We start from the raw sequence: 25,357 nt of genomic DNA, 5'->3' as shown, positions 1-25,357 counted from the left end.
GACCAAGCCGGCGCCGCGGTGGCCGCCGGCTTGGTCCAGCCCATGGACTTCTTCGGCGCGCCCGCCGCTGCTGCGGCCCCGGCGGCCTCCGCCTTCGCTTCCTTCTTCGATGCCTTGGCCGGCGCGGCGTCGGCGGCATACCACTCCTGCACGCCCTTGTGACCGCGGCAGGCGCCGCGCTTGGTGGCGGTGCTGGTGTAGCTGCCGTCCTTGCACTGGCCGGTGGAACCCGCGGGTGCGGCGGACTGCTGCGCCTGCGCGGCCGGGATAGCCAGCAGACAGCCGAATGCCAGGGCAAACGCGATGGATGCTTTCATCTTCAGACTCCTTCCTGCGTTGTAAGGGATCATCGTGGCGACCGCGCGCTGATACCCGGCGCCGGCGCGCAGACTATGCCGCAAAACCGGGTCGCTGTGATGAAGGCTGGCTGATGCATCGCCGTCAGGGTTTGGCTTGCGGTTTCAGCGTCGAGTGCGGCCGCGCCACCGCGTACATCTGCCACGCAATTTCCTTCAGCAGACCCTGGCGGTCGTCGCCGATGCCGTACAGGTCGAAGTGCGTGCGGTCCGGGAGGAAGCGGATGTCGGACTTCGCATGCAAGCCGTCCAGCACGGCCTTGAGCCGGTGCGCGGCGCCGTCCAGGTAGAAGGTGTCGGCGGTGCCCACGTAGAGGTGGATCTTGCCGTCCAGCGCGCCCTTCAGTTCCGGCCAGTGCTGTTGCAGGCGATGCGCGATGTCGTAGTGGTCGCGCCAGTACGCCGCCACGGCGGGATCGACGTCACCGGTGTCGCGATCGAACATCGGCTGCGGACGGCCGTCCTCATCCCGCGGCGAGAACACCCAGTCGAACGAGCCCATCTGGCCGCCGTACGCGCCGAGCACGCGTTCCAGCTGCGCGAACTGCTGGAAGGTGGCGATCACCTTGCCGTGGTCGCGCACCAGCGGATACGGCGTGCCGTCCGCCTTGCGGTAGACGTTCGCGTGCGGCGCGTACAGGTCCACGCCGGTGAAGTCGTGGAAGTCGCTGGGGTCGGGCGAGGTGGACCAGGTGCCGCCGAAGATCTCCGGATAGCGCGTCTGCAGCCACAGCGTGGCCCAGCCGCCCGAGGAATGGCCCTGCAGGAAACGGCCGCTGGCCTTCGCGTCCATGCGCCAGGTCTTTTCCAGCTGCGGGATCAGCTCGGCGGTGAGCGCACTGCCCCACGGCCCGTTGTTCACCGAGTCCGCGAATTCGTGCGTGCCGGTGGGGCTGGACTGGTCGAGGAACACCCAGATCATCGGCGGCATCTCGCCCTTGGCCATCGCCGCGTAGACGCCGACCAGCGGGCCGACCAGGCGGTCGTCGTTGCCGCCGAAGCCGTGCGTGTAATACACGGTCGGATACGTGGTCTTCGCCTTGGCGTCGTAGTCCGGCGGCAGCAGCACGCGGCCGCGCATGTGGACGGGCCGGCCCCAGAACGCGGTGAGCGCCGGGCTGGTGAAATCGATGTCGTGCGCATGGGCGCGCGCGGCGGCCAGCGCCGCCTGCATGTCCGGCGTGGCGCGGCGGCCCAGCTGCCACGGATCGCGCGCAGGCAACGCCTGGTCCAGGCTGAGGCTGGGGATGCTCGCGGTGGGCAGATGCACCTTCACCACCGGGCTCACCAGGTCGCCCGCGCCGCGGCCGCCGTAGTTGTAGTCGTGGTGCACGTCCAGCACGGCCTGCACGTAGTAGTCGCCCGGCGGCAGTTGCGACCAGCCCTGCGGGAACGCGGTGCCGTCGGCGTCGATGTCCACCATCTGTCCAGGCGCAAGGCGCTCCAGCTCGCGTGCCGCCACCGCGGTACGCGTGGGGAAGAACGGACTGGTGTCCACCTCATCCACCTTGCCGTCGCCGCCGTGTTCCTTCGCGGCCGCCTCCGCCGCCGTCGCTTCGGTCGCGAACAGCAGCAGGCGGCCGGAGACCGGCTGCGTCTGGGCGCCGCCCAGCTGCACATGGAAGTAGCGGTGGGCGGGTACCGCGGGCGCAGTGTCGCGCGCGAACGCAGCGGTGGAGCACAGCAGGCCGCAACCGAGCAGCGCGGCGACTACGGGACGACTGGAACGCATGGTGATCCCCTTTTCGGTCTGGCAACGTGGGCGGTGCTGCAACATGGATGAGGGTCCGGCGCTGGCGCGTGTTCCGCCCGGCCCGGACCCTCGTCCCAGCCCCTCTCCCACAGGGAGAGGGGCTTGAAGGCTCAATCGTTCTTCGCGCCGGCCTTTACCGGTACCGGCCGCAGGTCCTGGAAGTCGAAGCTGAAATCGGTCAGCGGCGAGATCGGCTGCATGCGCATCTCGCGCACGTGGCCGTCGTTGTCCAGCGCGAAGTTCACGAAGGCGTCGGCATTCAGCGCGCGGTCGTCCCAGCGCACGATGAAGGTGTCGTGCTGCCACGGCGTCATCGTGCCCACGAGCTGCTTCGTCTTGCTGAAGCGCAGGCGCAGCTTGCCGCCTTCGTCGCCGACCACGATGTCGCCGTACCACGGATCGCGGTAGGTGCCGGCGTAGCCGGACAGCGGCAGCGAGGGTTTGGCGTTCTTGTCGCGCGCGGCTTCGTGCCTGGCCCAGCTGTCGTCGGCCTTCGCCTCGCCCTTCTTCACCGCCTTGGCGTACGCGGCCACCCAGTCGGTCTTCTGCGCCGGGTTGATGTAGGCGTCGAGCACGCGGTAGGTCAGCGCGTTGAACGCGGCGCCGGACTCCATGTTGGTGAGCACCACCACGCCCAGATGCAGCTGCGGCACCAGGGTGAGGCGCGAGACGAAGCCCGGCCAGCCGCCGGTGTGCCACACCAGCTTGCTGCCCATGTAGTCGCTGAGGAACCAGCTTTCGCCGTAGCCGGAGAACTGCGGCACCAGCGGCGCCAGCTCCGGAATCGGCGGCTTGCCGATGGGGATCGGCGTGAGCATCGACCACATCTCGCGATGGGCCTTCTCGGAGAACAGCCGCTTGCCGTCCGGCAGCTGGCCGCCGGCAAGCTGCAGGTTCATCCACTTCGCGAGGTCGTTGACGCTGGCGTAGATGCCGCCCGCGCCGGGGTCGTTGAGCCAGGCCATCGGCGGCACCGGCTTGATGTCCTTGAAGTTGTACGGCGCGTGGCCGGTGGCCGCGTCCATGCCGGGCTTGAGGTGGGTCATGTCCACCAGCGACTCGTCCATGCCCACCGGCTGGAAGATGTGCTGGCGGATGAAGTCGGCATAGCTCTGGCCGGAGACCTTCTCGATCACCAGCGTGGCCACCGCGAACAGGATGTTGTCGTAGGCGTAGTGGCCGCGGAAGCTGTTCTTGATCGGCACGTCGGCAAGGCGCTTCACCACGTCCTCGGTGGTGTAGCTGGTCGGCGGCCAGTACAGCAGGTCGCCCGCGCCGAGGCTGAGGCCGCTGCGGTGCGCGAGCAGGTCGCGCACGCGCATCTCGTGCGTCACGTAGGGGTCGCTCATGCGGAACCACGGCAGGTAGTCGATCACCCGGCCGTCCATGTCCAGCTTGCCCTGGTCCGCCAGCATCTGCAGCGCCGCCGCGGTGAACGCCTTGGTGTTGGAGGCGATCGCGAACAGCGTGTCCGCGTCCACCTTCGCCGGCTGGCCCAGCTCGCGCACCCCGTAGCCCTGCGCCAGCACCACCTTGCCGTCCTTGACGATGGCCACCGCCACGCCGGGCACCTTGAAGGTCTTCAAGGCGTCGGCCACGTAGGCGTCGAAATCCTGCAACTGGGCCGGCAGGGCCGGCTGCGCCGGGGCCGTTGCCACCGTCGCGGCCGCGGCCGGCGCGGTCTGGGCCAGCGCCCCGGTGGTCAGCGCAAGCAACGCGCCGCACAGCGCCACGCGCAGGGAAAGGGGTTGCTGGGACATCACGGGCTCCATCGACATGAACCACGCCACTATTGCGGCAAAACTGCGGCGGGGCCAGCGCTGGAAGTCACGCCCGCCATCCGGCAAGCTGCGCTGTCGCCCAGCGCCTTGCCGGAGTTCCATGGACAACCTTCCCTTCTGGATCAGCAGGCACGTCCTGGGCCTGTGGGCGGGAGTGCTGGTCCTGGCCTTGCTGGTCGCCGACTTCGCCTGGCGCCGCGCGCGCCGGAGCCGGCTGGCGGCCACCGGCAGGGACGGCTACCTCGCGTTGCGGCTGGATACCGCGACGACCTTGCTGGTGCTGTTCGCGGCGCTGTTCCTGCTGCTCGCCTGGGCGGTGTGGACACGGACCGCGCTGGTCGAGTTCGACATGGCGCTGGCGCAGGCGCTGCACGACGGGCTTTCGCGCAACCTGCTGCAGGTCGTCGCCGTCGTCACCCATGCGGGCGATCCCTGGCTGCTCGTCGTCGCCGCCTGCGCGATCGCGCTGGCACTGGCGCTGCGCCGGCGCTGGCACCTGTTCCTGCCATGGGCCGTCGCGCTGGGCGGGGTCGCGGGCAGCGACGAGGCGATCAAGCAATTCGTGCAGCGGCCGCGGCCGTTCGGCGGCCACGGCTTCATCGTCGAAACCGGCTTCAGCTTCCCCAGCGGCCATGCAGCCGGCTCGATGGTGTTCTTCGGCATGCTCGCGTGGCTGCTGCTGCGCCTGTGGCCGCCGCAACGCCACCGCGACGTGATCACCGCGGCGGTGGCCCTGATCGCCGTCATCGGCTTCAGCCGGGTGGTCCTGCAGGTGCACTACCTCAGCGACGTGCTGGCAGGCTATGCGCTTGGCGCGTGCTGGCTGGTGCTCGGCATCGCGCTGGGCGAGCAGTTGCGGCGCGGTCAGGCGCGGTAGTTGTCCACCTCGCGGTAGCGTCGTGCGTACAGGCCGAACGCCAGCGCGGCGGCCAGCGCGAACGCGGCGAAGAAGAACATCTGGAACGCCACCAGGCCCAGGCCGGTGCCGGCGATCGCGCCGGTCACCGCCTCGTTGCGCACCGCCGCGTTCGCCAGCAGCACCCACAGGTTGCCCACGGTGGTGGTGAGGTTCCAGAAGCTCATCACCACGCCCTTCATCGAGGCGGGCGCCTGGCTGTAGGCGAACTCCAGGCCGGTGGCCGACACCAGCACCTCGCCCATGGTCAGCAGCATGTAGGGCAGGATCTGCCACAGGATGGACAGCGGCGTGCCGCCGTCCATCATCACCTGCAGCGCGCCCACCACGATCCACGCCAGGCCGCTGAACGCGATGCCGGCGGTCATCCGGCGCAGCGCGGTCGGCTCCCAGCCGCGCCGGCGCAGCAGCGGATACAGCACCAGGTTGTTGAACGGGATCAGCAGCATCACCAGCAAGGGATTCAGCGCCTGCATCTGCGCCGACTGGAACCACGAGGGCATGCGCATCTCGTTGCCCTGCAGCACCCAGGTCGAGGCCTTCTGGTCGAACAGCGAGAAGAACGGCGTGGTGAGCGCGAAGATCACCAGCACGCGCAGCACGTTGCGCGCGCCGTCCACCGCCGCGTCGGGATGCACGCCGCGCGCCCGCTCCAGCTGCAGCCAGGCGCCGCCGCCCACGCCGCCGATCAGCGCCACCAGGGCGAGGCAGGCAACCACCACGAAACCCAGCTGCGGCAGCAGCACGAAGGCCGCGCCGGCCACCGCCACCCCGGCGACCGCCACCCACAGTCCCGGCCGCGCCTGCCCCGGCGCGTGCGCCAGCAGGGCGGTGCGGATCACCCGCGAGAACGCGTCCCGGTCGGGCGGCGCGGGCGGCAGCATCACGTACTGCCTGCGGCCCGACCAGAACACCACGGTGGCCACGAACATCAGCGCGCCCGGGATGCCGAACGCCACCGCCGCGCCGAACTGGCGCAGGAAGATCGGCATCAGCAGCGAGGCGAAGAACGAGCCGAAGTTGATGATCCAGTAGAACGCGTCGAACACCAGCTTCGCGAGATGCTTGTTCGACTGGTCGAACTGGTCGCCCACGAACGAGGCCACCAGCGGCTTGATCCCGCCCGCGCCCAGCGCGATCAGCCCCAGCCCCAGGAAGAAACCGCCACGATGGTGCTCGAACAGCGCCAGGCACAGGTGGCCCAGGCAGTACACCAGGCTCATCCACAGCACGGTGGAGTACTTGCCGAAGAAGCGGTCCGCCAGCCAGCCGCCCAGCAGCGGGAAGAAGTACACGCCGATCACGAAGCTGTGGAACACGTCCTTCGCCGCGCCCGGCCGCTCGGACTCGGGCAGGTACAGCAGCAGGCTGGTGATCAGGAACGGGGTGAGGATGTTGCGCATCCCGTAGAACGAGAAACGCTCGCAGCCCTCGTTGCCGATGATGTAGGGGATCTGCCGCGGCAGCCGCGCACGATCGCTGGCGATGTTCAAGCGTCCACTCCTGGCAGGACCGCGGCGCGCCAGTGCGCCACGGCTGGAGGGCCGAGTGTGCGCAATTTCCTGCGAACGGGGAAGCCGGGCCGCCGGAAGCGAATGCTAGACTCGCCTCCCGCTCCCCGCCGGCCCGCCGCATGCGCTACTGGAAACCCCTGCTCGTACTCGCGCTGGTCGTGGTCGCGGTGCTGTGGAACCGGCAGGCGCAGACGCCGACCCCGGCCACGCCGGCCGCGGTGCCAGCCGCCGTGCCCGGCGCCGCTCCCGGCCCTACCCCCGCCAGCGACGGCGGCGTCGCCGCCCTGCCGGCCTTCCTGCCGCCCGAGGCCCGCGACACGCTGGCGCTGATCGCGCGCGGCGGCCCGTTCCCGCACAGCCAGGACGGCGTGGTGTTCGGCAATTATGAAGGCCTGCTGCCGCAGGAACCGCGCGGCTACTACCACGAGTACACGGTGGAGACGCCCGGCGCGCGCACTCGCGGCGCGCGCCGCATCATCACCGGCGGCACCCCGCCCGTGGCGTACTACTACACCGACGACCACTACCGCAGCTTCCGCCGCTTCGACGTGCAGCCATGAGCACGCGCGACGCCAGCCTCGACCTCAGCCGCCCCGCCCACAACGGCGTCTATTTCGTGGACGGGGCCGACCTGGACACGATGGCGAACGCGGCCGCCCGCGAGGAACTGGGTGTATGCCGCGTCGACCTCGCCGCTTGCCGCGACAAGGCCGACCTGCTCGATCGCATGGCCGCCGCGCTGCCGCTGCCAGCCGACTTCGGCGGGAACTGGGACGCGCTCGCCGACTGCCTGCGCGATCCGTCGTGGCGCCCCGCCGACGGCCACGCGCTGCTGTTCGCCCATGCCGATGCGCTGCGCCAGGCCGACGCGGCGAGCTTCGACATCCTGCTCGGCATACTGGACGACGCCGCGACCTTCGCCACCGAGCAGGACCGCCCCTTCTTCGCCTTCCTCGCCCTGCCCGACGACGAACAGCCCGACCACGCATGAGCGCACAGACCATCCTCTTCGAACTCGACCGCGAGCACGTCAAGCTCGACAACCTGCTCAAGCTGACCGGCGTGTGCGACAGCGGCGGCGCCGGCAAGCACCTGGTCGCCAGCGGCGCGGTGACGGTGGACGGCGAACCGGAATCGCGCAAGACGCGCAAGCTGCGCGCCGGCCAGGTGGTACGCGTGGGCGGGATCGAGATACGCGTGGTCGACATCGGCGGCTGAGCCGCCGCAGCACGCTCAAACCGGCGGCAACGCATCCAGCCGCTGCCGCAGCGCGGCGCGGTCCGGCAGGCGCAGCAGGAACTCCCGTTCCAGCACCCGGCACATCTCCTCGCCGTCGCGCAGCGTGCGCCGCTCCGGCTCCGCGTCCGGCCGGCGCACGGTGAACTCGCGGTCGCGCAGGGTCAGCCGGCGATCGCTGGCGGTGCGCGCCACGATCAGGTGACGCACGAAGTTCGACGTGGGAAAAGTGGAGACGTAGTGGTTCGCCACCACGTAGTCGATGAATTCGCGCGGCCCGGTATCGAAGCGGTACAGCGTCAGCCAGTCGCCGCGCACGCAGGCCTGCATGCGCCATTCGCCGCCATGCTCCTGCAGCCGGAACGATTCCAGCCCGGTGGGCTGCGCCACGCCGGGTTCCAGGCGCACGGCGCCGGCCAGGTTCATGCTGCCGAAGCCGATGTCGGTCAGCCAGGTCTCGCCGTTCACCTCCACCCTGAGCAGCATGTGGGTCTGCGGGGTGATCGTGTCCTCCGGCTGGTTCCACAGCACGCGCGCGATCAGGCCGTGCACGGTGAAGCCGATCGCGCGCAGCGCCGCGGCGAACAGCAGGTTCTGCTCGAAACAGTAGCCGCCGCGCCCTTCGTGCAGCAGCTTGCGCTGCAGCGCGTCGAGTTCCAGCTGCACCGGCACGCCGCGCAGCGGATCGAGGTTCTCGAACGGAATCGCCGCCGCATGCGCCGCCGCCAGCGCGCGCAGCGTGGGCACGTCCGCCGTCGGCGCATCGCGGTAACCGATGCGTCGCAGGTAGGCGGCAAGGTCTATCGTGTCGGACATGCTGCTGACTCCGATGGGTCCGGCCACGGTAGCATCGGGCCGGGCTGCAGGTAACCGCAGCGGCCCCGCCGGCGAAGCACCAGGGAATCCCCGCCTTGCGAGATCCGCCATGTCCGCCCGCCCCCGCCCCGTCCGCAGCCTGGCCGCCGCTCTCCTGTTCGGCGTGCTGGGCGCCTGCGCATTGCCGCCTTCGGCCGCCGCGGCCGCGAAACTGCCCCCACCCGCGCTGGATGCGCCACGCAGCGCCGCGCACGGCGAACAGGTCGCGGTGTTCGCCGGCGGCTGCTTCTGGGGCGTGCAGGAGGTGTTCAACCACGTCCGCGGCGTGCGCAAGACCTGGGCCGGCTACAGCGGCGGCAGCGCGGCCACCGCGCATTACGACCAGGTCAGCGACGGCGGCACCGGCCATGCCGAATCGGTGAAGCTGCTGTTCGACCCCGCCCAGGTCAGCTACGGACAGCTGCTGCAGGTGTTCTTCTCGGTGGCCACCGATCCCACGCAACTCGACCGGCAAGGGCCGGACAGCGGAACGCAGTACCGCTCGGTGGTGTTCTACGCCACGCCGGAACAGCAGCGCATCGCCGACGCCTACCTGGCCCAGCTCGGCAAGGCCGGCGTCTACACCGCGCCCATCGTCACCCGGGTGGCGCCGCTGCAGGCGTTCTACCCGGCCGAGGGCTGGCACCAGGACTACGCCCGCCGTCATCCGGGCGATCCCTACATCGCGATCAACGACGCGCCCAAGGTGCGCAATCTCAAGGGCCTGTTTCCCGCCTTGTACTGGTAGGCCAACCGCTCAGCCGCGCTTGGGCGGCACCAGGCTGAGCTGCGCGGGACCCTGCCGCGGACGCGGGCTGAGCAGGCGCTCGACCGCCGCCGGCTGCAGCGCGCCGGCGTAGAGGTAGCCCTGGCCCTCGTGGCAGCCGTTATGCAGCAGGAACGCGTGCTGGGCCTCGGTCTCGATGCCCTCGGCGATGGTGTTCAGGCCCAGGCTGTGCGCCATCGCCATGATCGCCTCGACGATCGCCACGTCGTTCGCGTCGTTCGGCAGGCCGGTGATGAAGGAACGGTCGATCTTCAGGCTGGTCACCGACGGCAGCTTCAGGTAGGCCATCGAGGAGTAGCCGGTGCCGAAGTCGTCGATCGCCACTTCCACGCCCAGGCCGTGCAGCGCGCGCATGGTGCGCTCGGTGTCGTCGCCCAGCCGCAGCATGGTGCCTTCGGTGATCTCCAGCGCCAGCCGCCCCGGCGCCACGCCGTGCGACTGCAGCGTGCGGTCCAGGTGGGCGATGAAGCCGGCATGGCCGAACCAGCGCGCCGACACGTTCACCGCCACGCGTATCGGCGGCACGCCGGCACGGTCCCAGGCCTTGATCTGTGCGCAGGCCGACTGCAGCACCCACTCGTCGATGCGGCGGATCAGACCCAGGCTTTCCGCCACCGGGATGAATTCCGACGGCGGCAGCTCGCCGCGGCGGGGATGCTGCCAGCGCAGCAGCGCCTCCACCGCCACGATGCGCCCGCTGCGCAGTTCCACGCTGGGCTGGAAGCACAGGCGGAACTCGTCCTCGACCAGCGCCCGCCGCAGCTCCGACACCAGCAGCAGGCGCTGGCGGGCGTCGGCCTGCATGATGGGGGTGTAGAAGCGGAAGGTGTTGCGTTCGCTGTACTTCGCCACGTACATCGCGGCGTCGGCGTTCGCGATCAGGGTGGGCGTGTCGGCGCCGTCCAGCGGGTAGCCGGCGATGCCGATGCTGGCGCTCAGCGCGATCTCGCAGTCGTCCACCACCATGGGTTCGGAGAGGCTGGCGAGCAGGCGCTCGGCGATCGCGCCCGCGTCCTCGCGCAGCTCCAGCCGGTCCAGCAGCACGGTGAACTCGTCGCCGCCGATGCGCCCGGCCACGTCGCTGCCGCCCAGCTGGCGCCCGATCCGTTCCGCCACCTTCTGCAGCAGGCGGTCGCCGATCGCATGGCTGTAGCTGTCGTTGACGATCTTGAACGCATCGAGGTCCACGAACAGCACCGCCACCGCGGTGCGGGTGCGCGCCGCCGCCGCGATCGCCGCCTCGCAGCGGCGCTCGAACTCGGCGCGGTTGAGCAGGCCGGTCAGCGGGTCGTGGCTGGCCATGTGTTCCAGCCGGCGCCGCTGGGCCTTCACCGCGTGGATGTTGCTGAACACCGCCACGTAATGCAGCACCTGGCGCTGCGGATCGCGGATCGCGCTGATGCTGAGCTGCTCGGGGTAGGTGCTGCCGTCGGCGCGGCGCCCCAGCACCTCGCCGCTCCAGTGGCGGCCGCCCGCGATGCTGGACCAGATCGACTCCGGCAGCGGCGTGCCGTCGGGCATGCTGCGCAACTCGTCGAAGCGCCGCCCGTGCATGGTCTGCACCGTGAGGCCGGTGATCTCCACGTGCGCCGCGTTGACCGACACCGCCTCGCGGTTCGCGTCGGCGATGATCACGCCCTCGGCGATGCTGGCCAGCGCCTCGGACGCCACGCGCCGCTCGCGCTCCAGCGCCACCCGCTCGGAAATGTCGCGGATGATCACCTGGCGCACGGTACTCCGCCCCCAGGTGGTGTGGCTGACCTGCATCTCCACCGGCCGCTCCGAACCGTCGCCGCCGTACAGCGTCGACAGCAGCGCAGGACCGACCGCGTGGGTGGATTCGGGCACGAACAAGTCGTCGAAACTGGCGCCATGCAGCGCGGACAGATCGCGCCCCGCCCAGACCGCGGCCAGGCGGTTCGCTTCCACGACCCGGCCGCTCACCTCGTCCACCATGATGATCGCCACGGCGGCGCTCTCGAACAGCAGCCGGTAGCGCTCCTCGCTGCCGCGGATGCGGTCCAGCACGCGCCGGGCCATGCCGACCCACAGCAAGGCCACCAGCACCATGGCCAGCAGCACCGCGCCGAACAACAGGCGCCCCAGCCATACCGCACCGCGCACCATCTCCTCCGAGAAATGCTTGCTGCGCGGCTCGATGTAGGCGTTGATGGCATCGATGCGGGCACGCTGGCGGACGATTTCGGCAGGCGGCGGCGTTCCGGCGACGTATGCGCGCTGCAGTTCGCTGGCGATCGCATCGAGCTGGTCGATGGGCGCGTCGGTGGAACGCCACGCGGCGATCGCCTCGGCCATGTACGGGGCGCGCGACAGATGGGCCAGCATGAAGGTCATGCCACGCTCCGCCGATGGCAGGATGTTGCCCTGCCGGAATACCTCGTGGATGCGTTCCGAATCGTAGTGGCCGGCGATGATCGCATCGCGGCCCCAGCGGTCGGCGGCGAGCACCTGGTAGTTTCCACGGAAATCCGCCAGGTCGCGCGCGTCGCCGCGGCTGGCATAGTTGGCGAGGTCGATCACCGCCTGCTTCTGCGCCTTGGACCAGATGCTTTCGCTGTTGAGGAAGCCGGCAAGGGTGACCTGGACCTGGAGCCCGCCCCAGGCCAGCGTCATCACCAGTGCAACGGCTGCCACCAACCCCCAGGCCAGGGGCATCAGGCGCCGCCACAAAGGCTGTTGCAGGCTTCTGAACGAACTCATGCCTTCCCCGCTGCGCAAATCCCGGAATCCGTCGCCCTGACGTTTTTCGAGCCGACGGGCCGGCATCCGGCCGTACCCGTCCCCGTCAGGCAGGCATTCCCGTCCCCCCGAGCGTGCGGCACTTCCCTGTGCCACCGATGCCTCGGGACTCCACGAATGTGCTGGCGGGAATCATCCGCCAGCAGCCCGGTCCGGTCCAGCGGGAATTGCTAGGCGGCGACCTCGCGCAGCAAGGGCAGCTCGTGGTGCGTGCGTATGCAGCGGTCGCCGAGCAGGATCATGCACATGTAGCTGCGCTCGATGCATTCGCGCAGATGCGCCACGTCGGCAGGCGCCGGCCTGGTGCCCATCAAGGTGCAGACGATCTCCAACGCCTCCCACGGATGGGTGTCGTCGTAGGCCGCGTGCAGGTGCAACCAGCGCAGGCTGGAGGCACGCACCTCGGGCGCGAAGCTTTCACGGTACTTCTCGCTTTCGTAGATCATGTGCGACCAGTCGCCGGTGGCTCCCTCGATGGCGTAGTTCGTGGCGACCATGCCGGCGGCCAGCGTGCCCTGCTCGCTGATCTCCTCGCACCAGCGGTACAGGCCGTCGGTGCCCGCGGGTGCCGGCTTGTGCAGCAGGTCGTCGCGCGACACCCCTGCCCCCTCGGCCCAGTTCAGCCAGTACTCGGCGTGGTTCTGCTCGACACGGATGTTGCGCACCAGCCAGCGGCGCGCCATGTCGTCGCCGGGACTGCGCCCGTAGCGGGTCTTCAGCAGGTTGAGCGCCATGTAGCTGGGAAAGCGCTCGATGAAGGGCCACAGGCCGGCCATGAAGTTGTGCGTGGAGGGCTCGTCCAGCTCCAGCGCAATCATTCGCGCCCAGATCTCGTGGCCGAGCACGCGGCGACGGGTATCCTCGCAATCGCCCACCATGTCCTGGGCCCACTGCGGATAGCTGGCCAGCTCGGTCAACGGGCCGCTGCGTTCAAAACGGGTATGCATGTCATTCTCCTGGAACAAGTCGTGGTTGGTGATCCGGTTGTTGCTGAATCACACGACCGGCAGGGAACCGGGCCCGGAGGCCGGCCGCGACCCCGCGGCGCAACGCGTCGCGGAAATTCTTTCATCCATGCCTCCGGACATCGGCCATGCCGCTCCCAGCGAATGGCAGCGCGCACGCGGTCCAGGAGTCGAGTGCAGGCCCGAGCATAGCCTTCGCGGGCGAGCGCGGTGCACGGAACGCGTGGGCACCGGCCTGGAATGCCGGCCCGTGCCGGGCAACGGCCGGCGGGCCCGCGGACGGCTCCGGGTTGGCCTCTCGCGCTGAACCCCGCCCAACGCGGCCGGGCCCGGGTGTCGCCGTGGCGGCGACGTCTGCGTTATTCATGCCCACACCGCAACCGGGAGGTCGCCATGCAGACCCGCATCATCTCGAACGGCTTTTCCCTGCGCCGCCTGTGGCTGGTCCGCGGCGCCGCGGCCCTGCTCGCCGTGGCCGCCCTCGCCGCCCTGCCCGGTCGGGCGCACGCCGGGGTGTTCGTCTCGGTGAACATCGCCCCGCCACCGCTGCCCGTCTACGTGCAGCCGGCGATCCCGGGCCCCGGCTACATCTGGACCCCGGGCTACTGGGCCTGGGGCGGCGGCGACTACTACTGGGTGCCGGGCGCCTGGGTGCTGGCGCCGTTCGTGGGCGCGCTGTGGACCCCGGGCTACTGGGGCTGGAGCAGCGGCGTCTACATCTTCCATGCCGGCTACTGGGGCCGCCACGTGGGCTTCTATGGCGGCATCAACTACGGCTACGGCTACGGCGGCTACGGCTACGACGGCGGCTACTGGCGCGGCGGCGGCTTCTACTACAACCGCTCGGTGAACCGCGTCACCAACAACATCACCAACGTCTACAACCGGACCGTGATCAACCACACCACCATCGTCAACCGCACCAGCTACAACGGCGGCCCGCGCGGCATCGCCACGCGCGCCACCCCGCAGCAGCAGGCCTGGGGCCGCGAGCACCGCGTCGCCCCGGTGGCGGCGCAGGTACAGCAGCGCGACATGGCCGGCCGCATGCAGTCGCAGCGCGCCTCGGTGAACCGCGGCACGCCGCCGATCGGCGCCACCTCGCGCGCCGGCGCGTTCGACCGAAACGGCGCGGCGCCCGCCCCGACGGCGGCGCGCGAAACGCGCATGGCGCCGCAGAACGCCGGCAACCCGCAACGCAACGGCGCCCTGCGCTCGGCAGGCTTCGCGCCGCACGCCAACGGGGCGATGCAACCGGGCGGCAACCGCAACGACGGCTATCGCCCGGCGGCTGCCAACCGCGGCTACACCCGGTCGAACGCCAGCGAGGCGACCAGCACCCGTGCGCCGAACCGCTACCAGCCGCCGGCGAACGATGTCCAGCGCGGCGCCCCGTACCGGCCGCAGGGCCAGCAGCAGCAGGCTTACCGGCCCGCGCCGCAGTCCTATCCGCAGCAGGCTTACCGACCGGCGCCGCAGGCCCGTCCGCAGGCGCAGCGCTATGCGCAGCCCGCCTACCGGCCGGCCGAAGCGCGCCCCGCCCAGGCCGGCCACCCCGCGGAGCAGCGCGGTCGCGCCGCCCCCCAGGGACGGCGCGACGACCGCCAGCACTGAGCAAGCGGCAAGCGAACGAATGGGCCCGCCGCATGGCGGGCCTGTTCGTTCCAGGGTCCGACACGGCAGGACGCGTCCCGCACCAGGCCATGCGTTGCCTTGCCCGATCGCGGCGATCGCCGCACCATGCCCCGTCGACCTGTATGCCGCGACGCCTGACGCATCGCCGGCCTGATGCCTTTGGGGAACCCGCATGACCGCACGCCGTCCGACTTCCGCCTTGCGCCGCGCCCGGCCTTGGCTGGCCCTGCTCGCCCTGTGCCTGGCTTTCGCGGCCCCGGCGCAGACCGCCGAACACGCGCGCCTGCAGCGCGAGGCCCAGGCCGTGACGATCACCCGCGACGACTGGGGCATCGCCCACGTGCACGGCAAGACCGATGCCGACGCGGTCTTCGGCATGGCCTACGCCCAGGCCGAGGACGACTTCAACCGCGTGGAGAGCAACTACCTCGCTGCGCTGGGCTGGACCGCGCAGGCCGAGGGCGAAGCCGCGATCTGGCAGGACCTGCGCCAGCAGTTGTGGACCGATCCCGCGGAACTGAAGAAGCTCTACGCGCAAAGCCCCGCATGGCTGCGGAAGCTGATGGACGCCTGGGCCGACGGCCTCGACTGGTATCTCGCCACCCACCCGGACGTGCACCCGAAGGCGATCGCGCATTTCGAGCCGTGGATGGCGCTGTCCTTCACCGAGGGCAGCATCGGCGGCGACATCGAACGCGTCTCGCTGAAGGACCTCGCCGCGTTCTACGGCGATGCGCAGCCACAACTCGCCCGGACCAACCCGCCGAGCTGGGCCGAGCCCACCGGCTCCAACGGCATCGCGATCGCGCCGAAGCTCACCACCGACGGCCACGCGCTGCTGCTGATCAATCCGCACACCTCGTTCTACTTCCGCTCCGAGCTGCAGATGTCCAGCGACGAGGGACTGGACGCCTACGGCGCGGTGACCTGGGGCCAGTTCTTCGTCTACCAGGGCTTCAACCGGCACATCGGCTGGATGCACACCTCCACCGGCCTCGACGCGGTGGACGAGTTCGCCGAGACCATCGAACACCAGAACGGCAAGCCGTATTACCGCTACGGCAAGGAACTGCGACCGGTGACCGAACGCGCGATCGCCGTGCGCTACCGCGCCGCCGACGGTACGTTGAAGACGCGCAGCTTCACCGCGTACTTCACCCATCACGGCCCCGTCGTGAAGCGCGAGAACGGCAAGTGGATCGCCGAGGCGCTGATGGACAAACCCGTCGCCGCGCTGGAACAGAGCTGGCTGCGCACCAAGGCGCACGACTACGCGAGCTACATGAAGGTGGCCGAGCTCAAGGCCAATTCCTCCAACAACACGCTGTTCGCCGACGACAAGGGCGAGATCGCGTTCCTGATGCCGCAGTTCGTGCCGAAGCGCGACAACCGCTTCGACTACACGAAACTCGTGGACGGCAGCGACCCGGCCACCGACTGGCACGGACCCACGCCGTTGAACGAGCTGCCGCAGGCGGTGAACCCGCCGAACGGCTGGGCGATGAACACCAACGACTGGCCGTATTCCGCCGCCGGCGAGTACAGCCCGAAGCAGGCCGATTTCCCGCGCTACATGGACACCTTCGGCGAGAACCCGCGCGGCATCCACGCCACACGCATGCTCACCGGCGCCAGCGGCTTCAGCACGCCGAAGCTGATCGCCGATGCGTTCGACTCGTACCTGCCCGAGTTCGCCAGGCTCATTCCCATCCTCGCCAGGGATTACGACGCCCTGCCCGCCGGCGATCCGCTGAAAGCAAAACTCGCGGGCCCGATCGAACTGCTGCGCCACTGGGACTGCCGCTGGGGCATCGCCTCCATGCCCACCTCGCTGGCGGTGTTCTGGGGCGACACGCTGTGGGACGAGAGCGTGCCCGGAGCAAAAGCCGCCGGCGTCTCGCCCTACGAATACATGGCGCGCGACGGCGGTACGCGGGATCGCCTGCACGCGCTGGACGAAGCCGTGGACCGCCTCACCCGGGACTTCGGCAGTTGGGGCGTGGCCTGGGGCGGGATCAACCGCTTCCAGCGCCTCGACGATGCGATCAAGCCGCACTTCGACGATGGCAAGCCGAGCATCCCGGTGCCGTTCGTGTCCTCGCGCTGGGGTTCGCTGGCCTCGTTCGGCGCGCACCGCTGGCCCGGCACGAAGAAGTACTACGGCTCCAGCGGCAACAGCTTCGTGGCCGTGGTGGAGTTCGGCCCGCGGGTGAGCGCCCGCGCCGTCACCGCCGGCGGCGAGAGCGGCCACCCCGGTTCGCCGCATTTCGCCGACGAGGCCGAACGCTATGCCAGCGGCAACCTGCGCACGGTGTATTTCTGGCCCGAGCAGTTGCAGGGGCACGTCGAGCGCGCCTACCACCCTGGCGACTGAGGCCCATACAGGCTAGCCTCGGTGTTCCCGGAAGCGCCGAACCGACGCCAAGCGCCATGACACCCACGCTGGAACCGATGATCGAGCTGCGCGGCGCCAGCGGCAGCCTCAGTCCGCAGCGCGCACGCCTGCTCGAGGCGCTGGACGGCCACGGCTCGATCAGCGCGGCGGCCCGCGCCATCGGCATGAGCTACAAGGGCGCATGGGACGCGATCGCCGCGCTGAACACGCTGACCGGCGAACCGCTGGTCGCCACCACCACCGGCGGCAGCCACGGCGGCGGCGCCAGCCTCACCGCGATGGGCCAGCGCGTGCTGGCCTTCCACCGGGCGCTGACCGCGCTGCAGCGACGGCTGCTGGCGGACTCGGCCGACCCGGCCAATCCGAACGACCTCGACCAACTGTTGGGAAGACTGGGGAATCTCATGCTGAAGACCAGTGCGCGCAACCAGTACGAAGGCACCGTGCTCGCGGTGGAACGCGGCGCGGTGAACAGCGAGGTCGCGCTGGAACTGGAGGGCGGCGACCGCCTGGTCGCCATCATCACCAACCACAGCGTGGACGACCTGGGCCTGGCGCCGGGCGGCAGCGCGGTCGCGCTGATCAAGTCCACGTTCGTGCTGCTCGCGGCCGCGGACGGCTTGCGCACCAGCGCGCGCAACGCGCTGGCGGGCACCGTGGAAGCGTGCCGCGAAGGCGCGGTCAACGCCGAGGTCGAACTGGCGCTGGCCGGCGGCCGCAGGCTGGTGGCCACGGTGACCAACGCCAGCGTGCACGCGCTGGGCATCCGTCCGGGCCTGCCCATGACCGCGCTGGTGAAGGCCTCGCACGTGATCCTCGCGGTCGCCGTGTGAGGCCGGCCCGGCGTCGCGCGACGCCGGGCCGCAGACCTCGTCAGAAGCGGTAGCTCGCGTTCGCGAACCAGCGCCTCCCCGGCATCGGGAAGCCGTCGGACAGTTCGTACCAGCGGTTGCCCAGGTTGCGGCCGCCCGCCTCCAGCTCCCACGCCGGCTGCGGCGACCACACCAGCTTGGCGCCGAAGCTCGCGTAACCGTGCAGGCGCAGGTAGCCGTTGCGGTTGCCCGGCGCGACGGAGGCGACCATGCGCCCCTGCTCGGCCTCGCCGTCGGCCACCAGGCGCCACTCCGGATGGAACGCCCAGCTGGCCTGCGCGAACACGCGCTGACGCGGGCTGTCGGTGAGCGGCACGTCGGGGCGGCTGAGGTTGTCGCGGTCCAGCCATGTGTAGCCCAGGCCCACGCGCGCGCTTTCGGTGATGCGCTGGTCCAGCGACAGCTCCATGCCGCGGTAGCGCGCCCGGCCGATGTTCTGCGCCTGGTTGCACACCGTGCCGCCGCACTGGTCCGACGGCACCAGCGCGTCCTGGATCAGCGCGCGGATGCGGCTCTCGAACAGCGCCACCTCCGCATGCGCGCCGGCCCAGGGCCGCCCGCGCCAGCCCAGTTCGAGGTGGCGCGCGGTCTCCGGCTTCAGGTCCGGGTTCGGCAGCGCGCGGCCCATGCGCGCGGAGTAGCGGTCCTTGATCGTGGGGAAGCGCGTCTTGTGCGAGATGCTGGCATACAGCTCGCCGCCGCCCTCGCCCAGTTCGCGCACCAGCTCGGCCAGCGCGTTGGTGGCGCGGGTGCTGCCGGTGGGCCAGTCGTACACTTCGCGCGCCTTGCGCTGCTCGCGGCTGGCGCCCAGCCGCAGCTGCCAGTCCGGGCCCAGCGCGACCACGTCCTCGGCCGCGATGGAGGTGGTCACGTCCCGGTAGGTTTTCGTGGGCGACAGCGGATTGCTTTCGCGGTGGCGATCCTCCTTGTAATGCGCCGCCACGTGCAGCTCGTGGTTCGCCAGCGCGGTGTTCACCAGCTCGATGCTCGCGCCGCGGGTACGGTCGGCGTACACGCTGGGGAAGCTGGTGTTCAGCAGTTTCGTGGCGTAGCGGGCGTCGGTGTAGGCGTCCAGGCCGTTGCCGTAGCGGTCCTCGTAGGCGCGCATGCGCAGCGCGTTGACCTTGCCCAGGCTCTGGTTGCCGATGAAGTACACGCTCTCCTTGTCCCAGTACGGCCAGCGCCAGTAGCGGATGCCCTGGTTCGCGCGGCCGGTGTAGACCGGGTTGCCCTTGGCGCCGTCCTGGCGCGAATAGCCCAGCGCGTACTCGTCGCCTTCGTGCGGCATCCAGCCCAGCTTGAGCGACAGCTTGCGGTCTTCGTGGTCGGCGTTCGCGCGCTCGTCGCCGGTGTCGCTGGGCTTGGCCTTGTAGTCCCGGAAGCCGTGCGGCAGCGGGAAGCCGTCGGCCTCGATCCACGACGCGCCGGCCTGCACGTACCAGTCGCCCTGGCGCATGCCCAGGTTGACCGCCGCCTTGTACTCGCCGCTGCTGCCCGCGCCCACGCGCACGTCGCCCTCGAACGGCGCGGTCGGCTTGCGGCTCACCAGGTTCACCGCGCCGCCCAGCGTGTTCGGGCCGTACAGCAGCGAGGCCGCGCCCTTGGCCACGCGGATCTCGGCCAGGTCGAAGGTGGTGAATCGGTCGAAATCCACGTAGCCGTCGTAGGGCACGTATTGCGGGATGCCGTCCAGGAACACCGGCACCTGGCGCGGATCGAAGCCGCGCAGGTAGACCATCGCCTCGTTGCGCGAATTGTGCGAAAGGCTGGCGCCGGGCAGCACCGCCACCGCGTCGGCCACCGTCTCCAGGTTGAGCCGCTCCATCGCCCGCTGGTCCAGCGTCTGCTCGCCGTTCACGCGGGCGCCCTCGGGCGTGGCCTGCACCACGATGCGGCCCAGCTCGAACACGCTGTGGCGCGGCGTGGCGCCGGAGTCGTCCCTTGCGGCAGGGGCGTCGACGTCGGCGGCACGCAAGGCGGCGGGCGACAGTCCGACGCCGACGGCGGCCAGCGCCACCGCCAGCGCGCGGCGGGAAAGCGGGAACGAAGCAGGCATGGGGTTCATCTCGGTCACTCGATCAAAGGAAGAGGCGCAGCCGTCCCCACCGGGTGCCGGCACGGCGCCCGCCACGGACAGGAACGGAAAGGGATACGCGGAAGGCGTGCGACGCGCTCAGTGCATCCGCACGATCTCGATCTCGCTGAGCTGGCGCACGTGCCGCGGCCCGGTCTGGATGTCCTTGCCGGAGATCAGCAGCAACTGCCCCTCGCGCGGCTCCAGCGGCTTGCCGTCGCGCTCCCACGCCACCAGCACGTCCTTGCCGACGGGCGTGTTGTACAGCTCGTTCCAGGAGAAGGTGACCACGTAGCCGTCGGTGGCGCGCGCCACCACCACCATGCGCCGCGCGTCCCGGTGGCCTTCGAGCTTGACGCCGGCGGCATCGATCACGTCGGTGAGGCGCACGCCGCGGAAATTGTCCACCTTGCCCACGGTGGCCCCCGACGCGCACACCACGTCCACCGGACCGGTGTCGTGCGCCACCAGCTTCTTCAGCGCCGCGACGTCGAACGCGCGCGGCGCGTTCACCGCGCCGTCCACGCGCACGGCGGTGCTGGGCTCGCCCACCTTCCCCGGACCGTCGTCGGCCCAGGCGTGCGCGCCCAGCGGCAACAGGGCAAGAGCGAGCAGGAGTGCATGCAGTCTCATGGTTCGAACCCCTCGTTATGTAGTTAGACACATAGCGAGGCGCAAGCCTAGCAGTGGGGTCAAGGCCTGCTCTTGACGCCGGTCACGCGGGAACACCGGCGGCGGGGGACCAGCAACCGGGATCAGCAACCGCTACCGGTGCCGACCGGCCGCGACGAAACCGGCTGGCCACCGGGACCGTTGCCCGGGCGTCGCCAATTCCGCGGCGGGATCGTAAACCCCTCCCCGCGGCCTTCCGCATCCGCCGGTTGCAGTCCCGGACCGGGCGATGGCGGTCCATCCCGCATGCGGGCCGCCGCGGACCGTCCCAGGCCCGCAACGACGACCCGCGCTTCTGCCTTTCCTAGTGCTGCGGGTTCGTTCCGTTTCCGGCAGTCGATGCCGACGGAGGCGCGGGGCTGGTTGCCGCAGGGGCGGCGGCGGTGGTCGCCGGCGGCGGCGCGACCGGGGCCTGCGTACTCGCGGCATGATCGGGCGCACCGGGCGGCGGAGCCATGTCGCCGCTCTTGCTGCACGCCGACAATGCCAGCACAGCTGCAGCCAGAAGCCCTGCCGTGACTGAACCTTTCATATGCGGTCTCCGTTGCGGGATTCGGTGCGAGCGCGGCGCCGTTGCGACTGCTGTTCCACTTCCACGGCGAAACAATGCCACCGCGCCCGCATGCCGACCTTACCCATGCGCTTGTCGGAATTCCGGAGTCATTGCATAAAGACGCGTTTAACATCCCCGCGACGCACAAACGGAACTGCCGGCGATGCACGGCCTCGCCGGCAGTCGGTCCATCCCTGGCGGGAACGCGCAGCGCCCTTGCCTGGAGAGTGCCTTCGGCAGGTTGGCGACGCTGGACCCACCCGGGCCAGTCGCCTGGTTGTCCGGCAAACACACGCAGACCTGCCGCTCTTCCTCGCGCGCACGCTGCAAATCGATGCGATCGACCGCGCGCTCACAACCGCAGCGTGGCGGAGTCAAACCGATGCCGCGATCCGCCCCACCTCGGCGAGCACGGCGCTGCGCGCCGTGGCCCCTGCCGCCGGATTCACGCAATACGCCGTCACCAGCACGGGCTTGCGCCGGGGCGGCCACAGGATCGCGACGTCGTTGCTTTCGCCGTTCGCGCCGCTGCCAGTCTTGTCGGCCGCCCGCCAATCGGCCGGCACGCCGGCGCGCAGCTTGTCGAGTCCGGTGCGGGTGGCGCGCATCCACGCCGCCAGCCGGTCGCGCGACGCGGCGGACAACACATCGCCCAGCATCAGCGTGCGCAGACTGCCCAGCATCGCGTTTGGCGTGGTGGTATCGCGCACGTCGCCGTTGCCGCCGGCATTCAAGTCCGGCTCGATGCGATCCAGCCGGGTCAGCGTATCGCCCAACCGCCGCGCGAACGCGGTGACGGCAGGCGGTCCGCCCAGGCTCGCCAGCAGCAGGTTGTCCGCCGTGTTGTCGCTCACCGTGATCGCCGCCTCGCACAGCTCCGCCACGCTCATGCCCGGCGCGCCCACGCGATGGCTGGTGACCGGCGCCCACGAAAGCACCACGTCGCGGCCGAACACCACGCGCCGGTCCAGGCTTTCCTCGCCGCGATCCACCCGCGCGAGCACCGCGCCCACCGTCAGCACCTTGTGCGTGCTGCACATCAGGAAGCGTTCGTCCGCGCGATGACCGAAGCGGCGCCCGTCGCCGGTGTCGAGCATGGCCACGCCCAGGCGGCCGCCATGCCGGCGTTCCAATGCGGCCAGCCGCGCTTCGACGTCCGTCTCGCCGGCGGTGCGGGCCAGCGCTGGACGAAGGACGAGCGCGGACGCGCCCAGCATGGCGGTCTTCAGCAGGTCTCTGCGGTTCATGGCGTCTCCGGTGCGGTGGGCTGGCGCCCCATCCTGCCCGCGACTGCGGGCTTTTCGAAGCGGCGCAGATGGCAAAGCCGGGGCGCGCGGCTCACGCCCGCGTGCGGAAGATCGCGATGCGGTCGGCGGCCGGCGCGGCGTCGCCGACCAGCCACGGTTCGGCCGCAAGCACCGCCGTGCAAGGCCCGAAGCTGCAGACGCGAAACACGCGCCGCGCAGCCTCGCGGCGCAACGCGTCCAGCACGCCGCGCATGATCGTTCCGGTGAACGGCGTGTACAGGTAGAACACGCTGCCGATCGCGAAATTCGCCTCGCGCGCATCGCCCAGCGCGAAGTGCGCGTTCGCCAGCCGCAGCGCCTGCGCGCAGGCACGTGCACTGGCGACGTAGGCCGGCTCGATCTCCACCCCGAGGCCGCAGGCTTCGGTGCAGATCGCGGTGAGCAACGGCACGTGGCCCAGGCCTGAACCCAGGTCGACCAGCACGTCGTCGCCGGTCAAGGCGAGGCGATCGAGCAGGTCGAACACGTGCCGAGCCGGCGTAGGCTGGTAGAACACCATCTCCGGCGCCAGCGGCGACGCCTCGTCCGGCTCCGCGAACGGCAGCACGCCGCCGACCAGTTCGTCCAGCCAGTCATAGGCATCGCCGCGGCACTGCGCATCGTCCCCGGCGGCCTGCCGCCAGCAACCCAGCGCGTACCGGCCCTCGCCTCGCCAGATCGCCGCGCGTATGGCCTCGAACTCCAGCGCATTGGCGGCTTCCAGCTGCTGCCGGACCGTGTGTGCGTGCTGCAGCAGCGCGTCGTCGCCCGCCCGGGGCATCAACGCATCGAGGCGGTCCAGCGCCTCGATGCGTTCGCGCAACCGCTGCGGCCCGTCCAGCGCGTGGTCCGATTCCAGTGCCGCCAGCACGGTCCGCAACGCGTCGCTCATCGGCCGCGCGCGCCGCTGCGTCCGTCGGACGGTCTCATGCCGCGCCCATCCCGATGGCGGTGCGGGCGCCGGTCACTGCGAGGGAATCTCCAGCCCGCGCTGCACCGCCGGCCGCGCGAGGCCGCGCTGCAGCCACGCATCGACATGCCTGAAGCGCTCGTATTCCACCAGCGCGCCGGCGTCGTACCAGCCGATCAGGTTCCTCACCCAGCCCAGCGTGGCGATGTCGGCGATGGAGTACTCGCTGCCCATGATCCAGTCGCGCCCGGCCAGCCGCTCGTCCAGCACGCCGAGCAGGCGCTTCGATTCGTTGACGTAGCGGGTGAGCGGCCGCTTGTCCTCGTATTCGCGGCCGGCGTATTTGTGGAAGAAGCCCACCTGGCCGAACATCGGCCCGATCGAGGCCATCTGGAAGAACACCCACTGGATCGTCTCCCAGCGCAGCGCCGGATCGGCGGACAGGAACTTGCCGCTCTTCTCCGCGAGATACATCAGGATCGCGCCCGACTCGAACAGGCCCAGCGGCTTTCCGCCCGGCCCCTGCGGATCGATGATCGCGGGGATCTTGCCGTTCGGGTTCAGCGCAAGAAATTCCGGCAGATGGCTCTCGTCCTTGCCGATGTCGACCAGGTGCGCCTCGTAGGGCAAGCCGGTTTCCTCCAGCATGATCGACACCTTCACGCCGTTCGGCGTGCTGAGCGAATAGAGCTGGATGCGCTCGGGGTGCTGCGCAGGCCAGCGGCGATTGATCGGGAAAGCGGACAACTCGGACATGACGGACTCTCGCGGCGACGATCCATCCATCATGGGCATCGCACGGCCCTGCTTCAATGGCGCGTTCGCCCGCCGGCCTTTTGAAGCGCGATCGGCGTCCCCATCACAGCCGATGCCATCGGCTTTACGTCTACGGGCGCAAGCTGATCAAGTTGCCCCCCGCATCCCCGCATCGGAGAACCCGCATGACCCAGACCCACGCCTACGGCACCACCGCCGCCACGCAGCCGCTCGGCCCGCTCGGCATCGAGCGTCGCCAGCCGGGACCGCACGACGTCAAGATCGACATCCTGTTTTGCGGCGTATGCCACTCCGACCTGCACACCGCGCGCAACGAGTGGCGGAACACGATGTACCCCTCCGTGCCGGGCCACGAGATCGTGGGCACGGTGGTGGCCGTGGGCGACCACGTGACGAAGTTCAAGCCCGGCGACACCGTGGGCGTGGGCTGCATGGTGGACAGCTGCCAGCATTGCGCCTCCTGCGCCGACGGCGAGGAGCAGTACTGCGAGAACGGCTTCACCGGCACCTACAACGGCCGCGGCAAGGAGAACACCTGGGGCGGCTACTCCGAGAACATCGTGGTGGACGAGAAATTCGTGCTGCGCGTCGGCCACGAGGCCAGGGATCTCGCCGCCGTGGCGCCGCTGCTGTGCGCCGGCATCACCACGTATTCGCCGCTGCGCCACTGGCAGGCCGGCCCCGGCAAGAAGGTGGGCATCGTGGGCCTGGGCGGCCTCGGCCACATGGGCGTGAAGCTCGCCCATGCCATGGGCGCGCACGTGGTGCTGTTCACCACCTCGCCCGGCAAGCAGGCCGATGCCAGGCGCCTCGGCGCCGACGAAGTGGTGATCTCGAAGGACCCGACGCAGATGGCGCAGCACGCCGGCAGCTTCGACTTCATCCTCAACACCGTGGCCGCGACGCACGACCTCGACCCCTTCCTCGCCCTGCTCAAGCGCGACGGCACGATGTGCCTGGTCGGCGCGCCCGAGCATCCGCACCCGTCGCCCAACGTGTTCACCCTGATCCTCGGGCGGCGCAGCCTTGCCGGCTCGGCGATCGGCGGCATCCGCGAGACGCAGGAGATGCTGGATTTCTGCGCGGAACACGGCATCGTGTCCGACATCGAGACGATCGCGATGAAGGACATCAACACCGCCTACGAACGCATGCTCAAGGGCGACGTGAAGTACCGCTTCGTGATCGACATCGCCACGCTGAAGCAGGAAGCGAAGGCGGCCTGACGCCGCATCCCCGTCCCGTGCCTGCCTCGTGGAG

The 25,357-nt window shown here is 70.2% G+C and carries 21 protein-coding genes; 9 read left to right on the top strand and 12 right to left on the bottom strand.

Annotated features, from left to right (window positions below; genetic code table 11):
* The 3 genes from PCA_RS17405 to PCA_RS09230 all read right to left on the bottom strand — a co-directional run.
* Positions 1-317, bottom strand: a 317-nt coding sequence (locus PCA_RS17405) for a DUF3761 domain-containing protein (RefSeq protein ID WP_219918659.1), incomplete at its 3' end; no start/stop codon positions are given.
* 124 nt (positions 318-441) lie between these two features.
* Positions 442-2,088, bottom strand: coding sequence for an alpha/beta hydrolase-fold protein (locus PCA_RS09235; protein WP_181302321.1), 1,647 nt, complete (start codon positions 2,086-2,088; stop codon positions 442-444).
* Positions 2,089-2,219: 131 nt separating this feature from the next.
* The gene (locus PCA_RS09230) at positions 2,220-3,869 is read right to left on the bottom strand and encodes a serine hydrolase (RefSeq protein ID WP_181302320.1); all 1,650 of its coding nucleotides are present in this window, start codon (positions 3,867-3,869) and stop codon (positions 2,220-2,222) included.
* Positions 3,870-3,990: 121 nt separating this feature from the next.
* Between PCA_RS09230 and PCA_RS09225 the strand changes: the two genes are divergently transcribed.
* On the top strand, positions 3,991-4,767 hold the full coding sequence (locus tag PCA_RS09225) for a phosphatase PAP2 family protein (RefSeq protein ID WP_181302319.1): 777 nt from the start codon (positions 3,991-3,993) through the stop codon (positions 4,765-4,767).
* On the opposite strand, the gene PCA_RS09220 is transcribed toward PCA_RS09225, so the two are convergent.
* Positions 4,755-6,299, bottom strand: a complete 1,545-nt coding sequence (locus PCA_RS09220) for an oligopeptide:H+ symporter (RefSeq protein WP_181302318.1) — start codon at positions 6,297-6,299, stop codon at positions 4,755-4,757. The two genes, PCA_RS09225 and PCA_RS09220, sit on opposite strands and share 13 nt — an antisense overlap.
* A gap of 140 nt (positions 6,300-6,439) precedes the next feature.
* On the opposite strand from PCA_RS09220, the gene PCA_RS09215 reads away from it, so the two are divergent.
* From PCA_RS09215 to PCA_RS09205, 3 genes are read left to right on the top strand one after another with little or no spacing between them, the layout of a single operon-like run.
* A complete protein-coding gene (locus tag PCA_RS09215; RefSeq protein WP_181302317.1) occupies positions 6,440-6,880 on the top strand; it encodes a ribonuclease domain-containing protein in 441 nt (146 codons plus the stop codon).
* A complete protein-coding gene (locus tag PCA_RS09210; protein ID WP_181302316.1) occupies positions 6,877-7,311 on the top strand; it encodes a barstar family protein in 435 nt (144 codons plus the stop codon). Before PCA_RS09215 ends, PCA_RS09210 begins: the two co-directional genes overlap by 4 nt.
* Entirely contained in the window at positions 7,308-7,538 is a 231-nt protein-coding gene (locus PCA_RS09205; protein ID WP_181302315.1) for an RNA-binding S4 domain-containing protein, read from the top strand. The genes PCA_RS09210 and PCA_RS09205 overlap by 4 nt, the downstream gene beginning before the upstream one ends.
* A 15-nt stretch (positions 7,539-7,553) precedes the next feature.
* Here PCA_RS09205 and PCA_RS09200 read toward each other — a convergent pair whose 3' ends face one another.
* Entirely contained in the window at positions 7,554-8,372 is an 819-nt protein-coding gene (locus tag PCA_RS09200) for an arylamine N-acetyltransferase (RefSeq protein WP_181302314.1), read from the bottom strand.
* Positions 8,373-8,481: 109 nt separating this feature from the next.
* Between PCA_RS09200 and msrA the strand changes: the two genes are divergently transcribed.
* Positions 8,482-9,159 (top strand): peptide-methionine (S)-S-oxide reductase MsrA, encoded by a 678-nt coding sequence (gene msrA, locus PCA_RS09195; RefSeq protein WP_181302313.1) that lies wholly within the window; start codon positions 8,482-8,484, stop codon positions 9,157-9,159.
* A 9-nt stretch (positions 9,160-9,168) separates the two neighbouring features.
* Here msrA and PCA_RS09190 read toward each other — a convergent pair whose 3' ends face one another.
* Together PCA_RS09190 and PCA_RS09185 are read right to left on the bottom strand one after the other, a co-directional pair.
* Positions 9,169-11,919, bottom strand: a complete 2,751-nt coding sequence (locus PCA_RS09190) for an EAL domain-containing protein (RefSeq protein ID WP_255436756.1) — start codon at positions 11,917-11,919, stop codon at positions 9,169-9,171.
* Positions 11,920-12,128: 209 nt separating this feature from the next.
* On the bottom strand, positions 12,129-12,905 hold the full coding sequence (locus PCA_RS09185) for an iron-containing redox enzyme family protein (protein WP_181302312.1): 777 nt from the start codon (positions 12,903-12,905) through the stop codon (positions 12,129-12,131).
* Between the two features lie 411 nt (positions 12,906-13,316).
* Here PCA_RS09185 and PCA_RS17400 point away from each other — a divergent pair, with 411 nt between their 5' ends.
* From PCA_RS17400 to PCA_RS09170, 3 genes are all read left to right on the top strand, one after another.
* The gene (locus PCA_RS17400; RefSeq protein ID WP_219918657.1) at positions 13,317-14,537 is read left to right on the top strand and encodes a YXWGXW repeat-containing protein; all 1,221 of its coding nucleotides are present in this window, start codon (positions 13,317-13,319) and stop codon (positions 14,535-14,537) included.
* Between the two features lie 193 nt (positions 14,538-14,730).
* A complete protein-coding gene (locus tag PCA_RS09175) occupies positions 14,731-16,932 on the top strand; it encodes a penicillin acylase family protein (RefSeq protein WP_181302311.1) in 2,202 nt (733 codons plus the stop codon).
* Positions 16,933-16,988: 56 nt separating this feature from the next.
* Positions 16,989-17,786 (top strand): TOBE domain-containing protein, encoded by a 798-nt coding sequence (locus PCA_RS09170; RefSeq protein WP_219918655.1) that lies wholly within the window; start codon positions 16,989-16,991, stop codon positions 17,784-17,786.
* A 40-nt stretch (positions 17,787-17,826) separates the two neighbouring features.
* Here PCA_RS09170 and PCA_RS09165 read toward each other — a convergent pair whose 3' ends face one another.
* From PCA_RS09165 to PCA_RS09145, 5 genes are all read right to left on the bottom strand, one after another.
* A complete protein-coding gene (locus tag PCA_RS09165) occupies positions 17,827-19,881 on the bottom strand; it encodes a TonB-dependent receptor (RefSeq protein ID WP_181302310.1) in 2,055 nt (684 codons plus the stop codon).
* A 117-nt stretch (positions 19,882-19,998) separates the two neighbouring features.
* Entirely contained in the window at positions 19,999-20,532 is a 534-nt protein-coding gene (locus tag PCA_RS09160; RefSeq protein WP_181302309.1) for a molybdopterin-dependent oxidoreductase, read from the bottom strand.
* 966 nt (positions 20,533-21,498) lie between these two features.
* On the bottom strand, positions 21,499-22,371 hold the full coding sequence (bla, locus tag PCA_RS09155; RefSeq protein WP_181302308.1) for a class A beta-lactamase: 873 nt from the start codon (positions 22,369-22,371) through the stop codon (positions 21,499-21,501).
* A gap of 91 nt (positions 22,372-22,462) precedes the next feature.
* Positions 22,463-23,302, bottom strand: a complete 840-nt coding sequence (locus PCA_RS09150; RefSeq protein WP_181302307.1) for a hypothetical protein — start codon at positions 23,300-23,302, stop codon at positions 22,463-22,465.
* 72 nt (positions 23,303-23,374) lie between these two features.
* Positions 23,375-24,076, bottom strand: a complete 702-nt coding sequence (locus PCA_RS09145; RefSeq protein ID WP_181302306.1) for a glutathione S-transferase N-terminal domain-containing protein — start codon at positions 24,074-24,076, stop codon at positions 23,375-23,377.
* A gap of 185 nt (positions 24,077-24,261) precedes the next feature.
* Between PCA_RS09145 and PCA_RS09140 the strand changes: the two genes are divergently transcribed.
* Positions 24,262-25,323 carry an NAD(P)-dependent alcohol dehydrogenase gene (locus PCA_RS09140; RefSeq protein WP_181302305.1) on the top strand — a complete coding sequence of 354 codons (1,062 nt, stop codon included), beginning with the start codon at positions 24,262-24,264 and terminating at the stop codon, positions 25,321-25,323.
* The last annotated feature ends 34 nt before the right edge of the window (positions 25,324-25,357 follow it).

Origin of the sequence: Rhodanobacter sp. PCA2 (genome assembly GCF_013620825.1) — a bacterium.
In the GTDB taxonomy this organism is placed as follows: domain Bacteria; phylum Pseudomonadota; class Gammaproteobacteria; order Xanthomonadales; family Rhodanobacteraceae; genus Rhodanobacter_A.
Note: the sequence above shows the minus strand (reverse complement) of the source record. Positions and strands in the feature narration are given on the sequence as shown.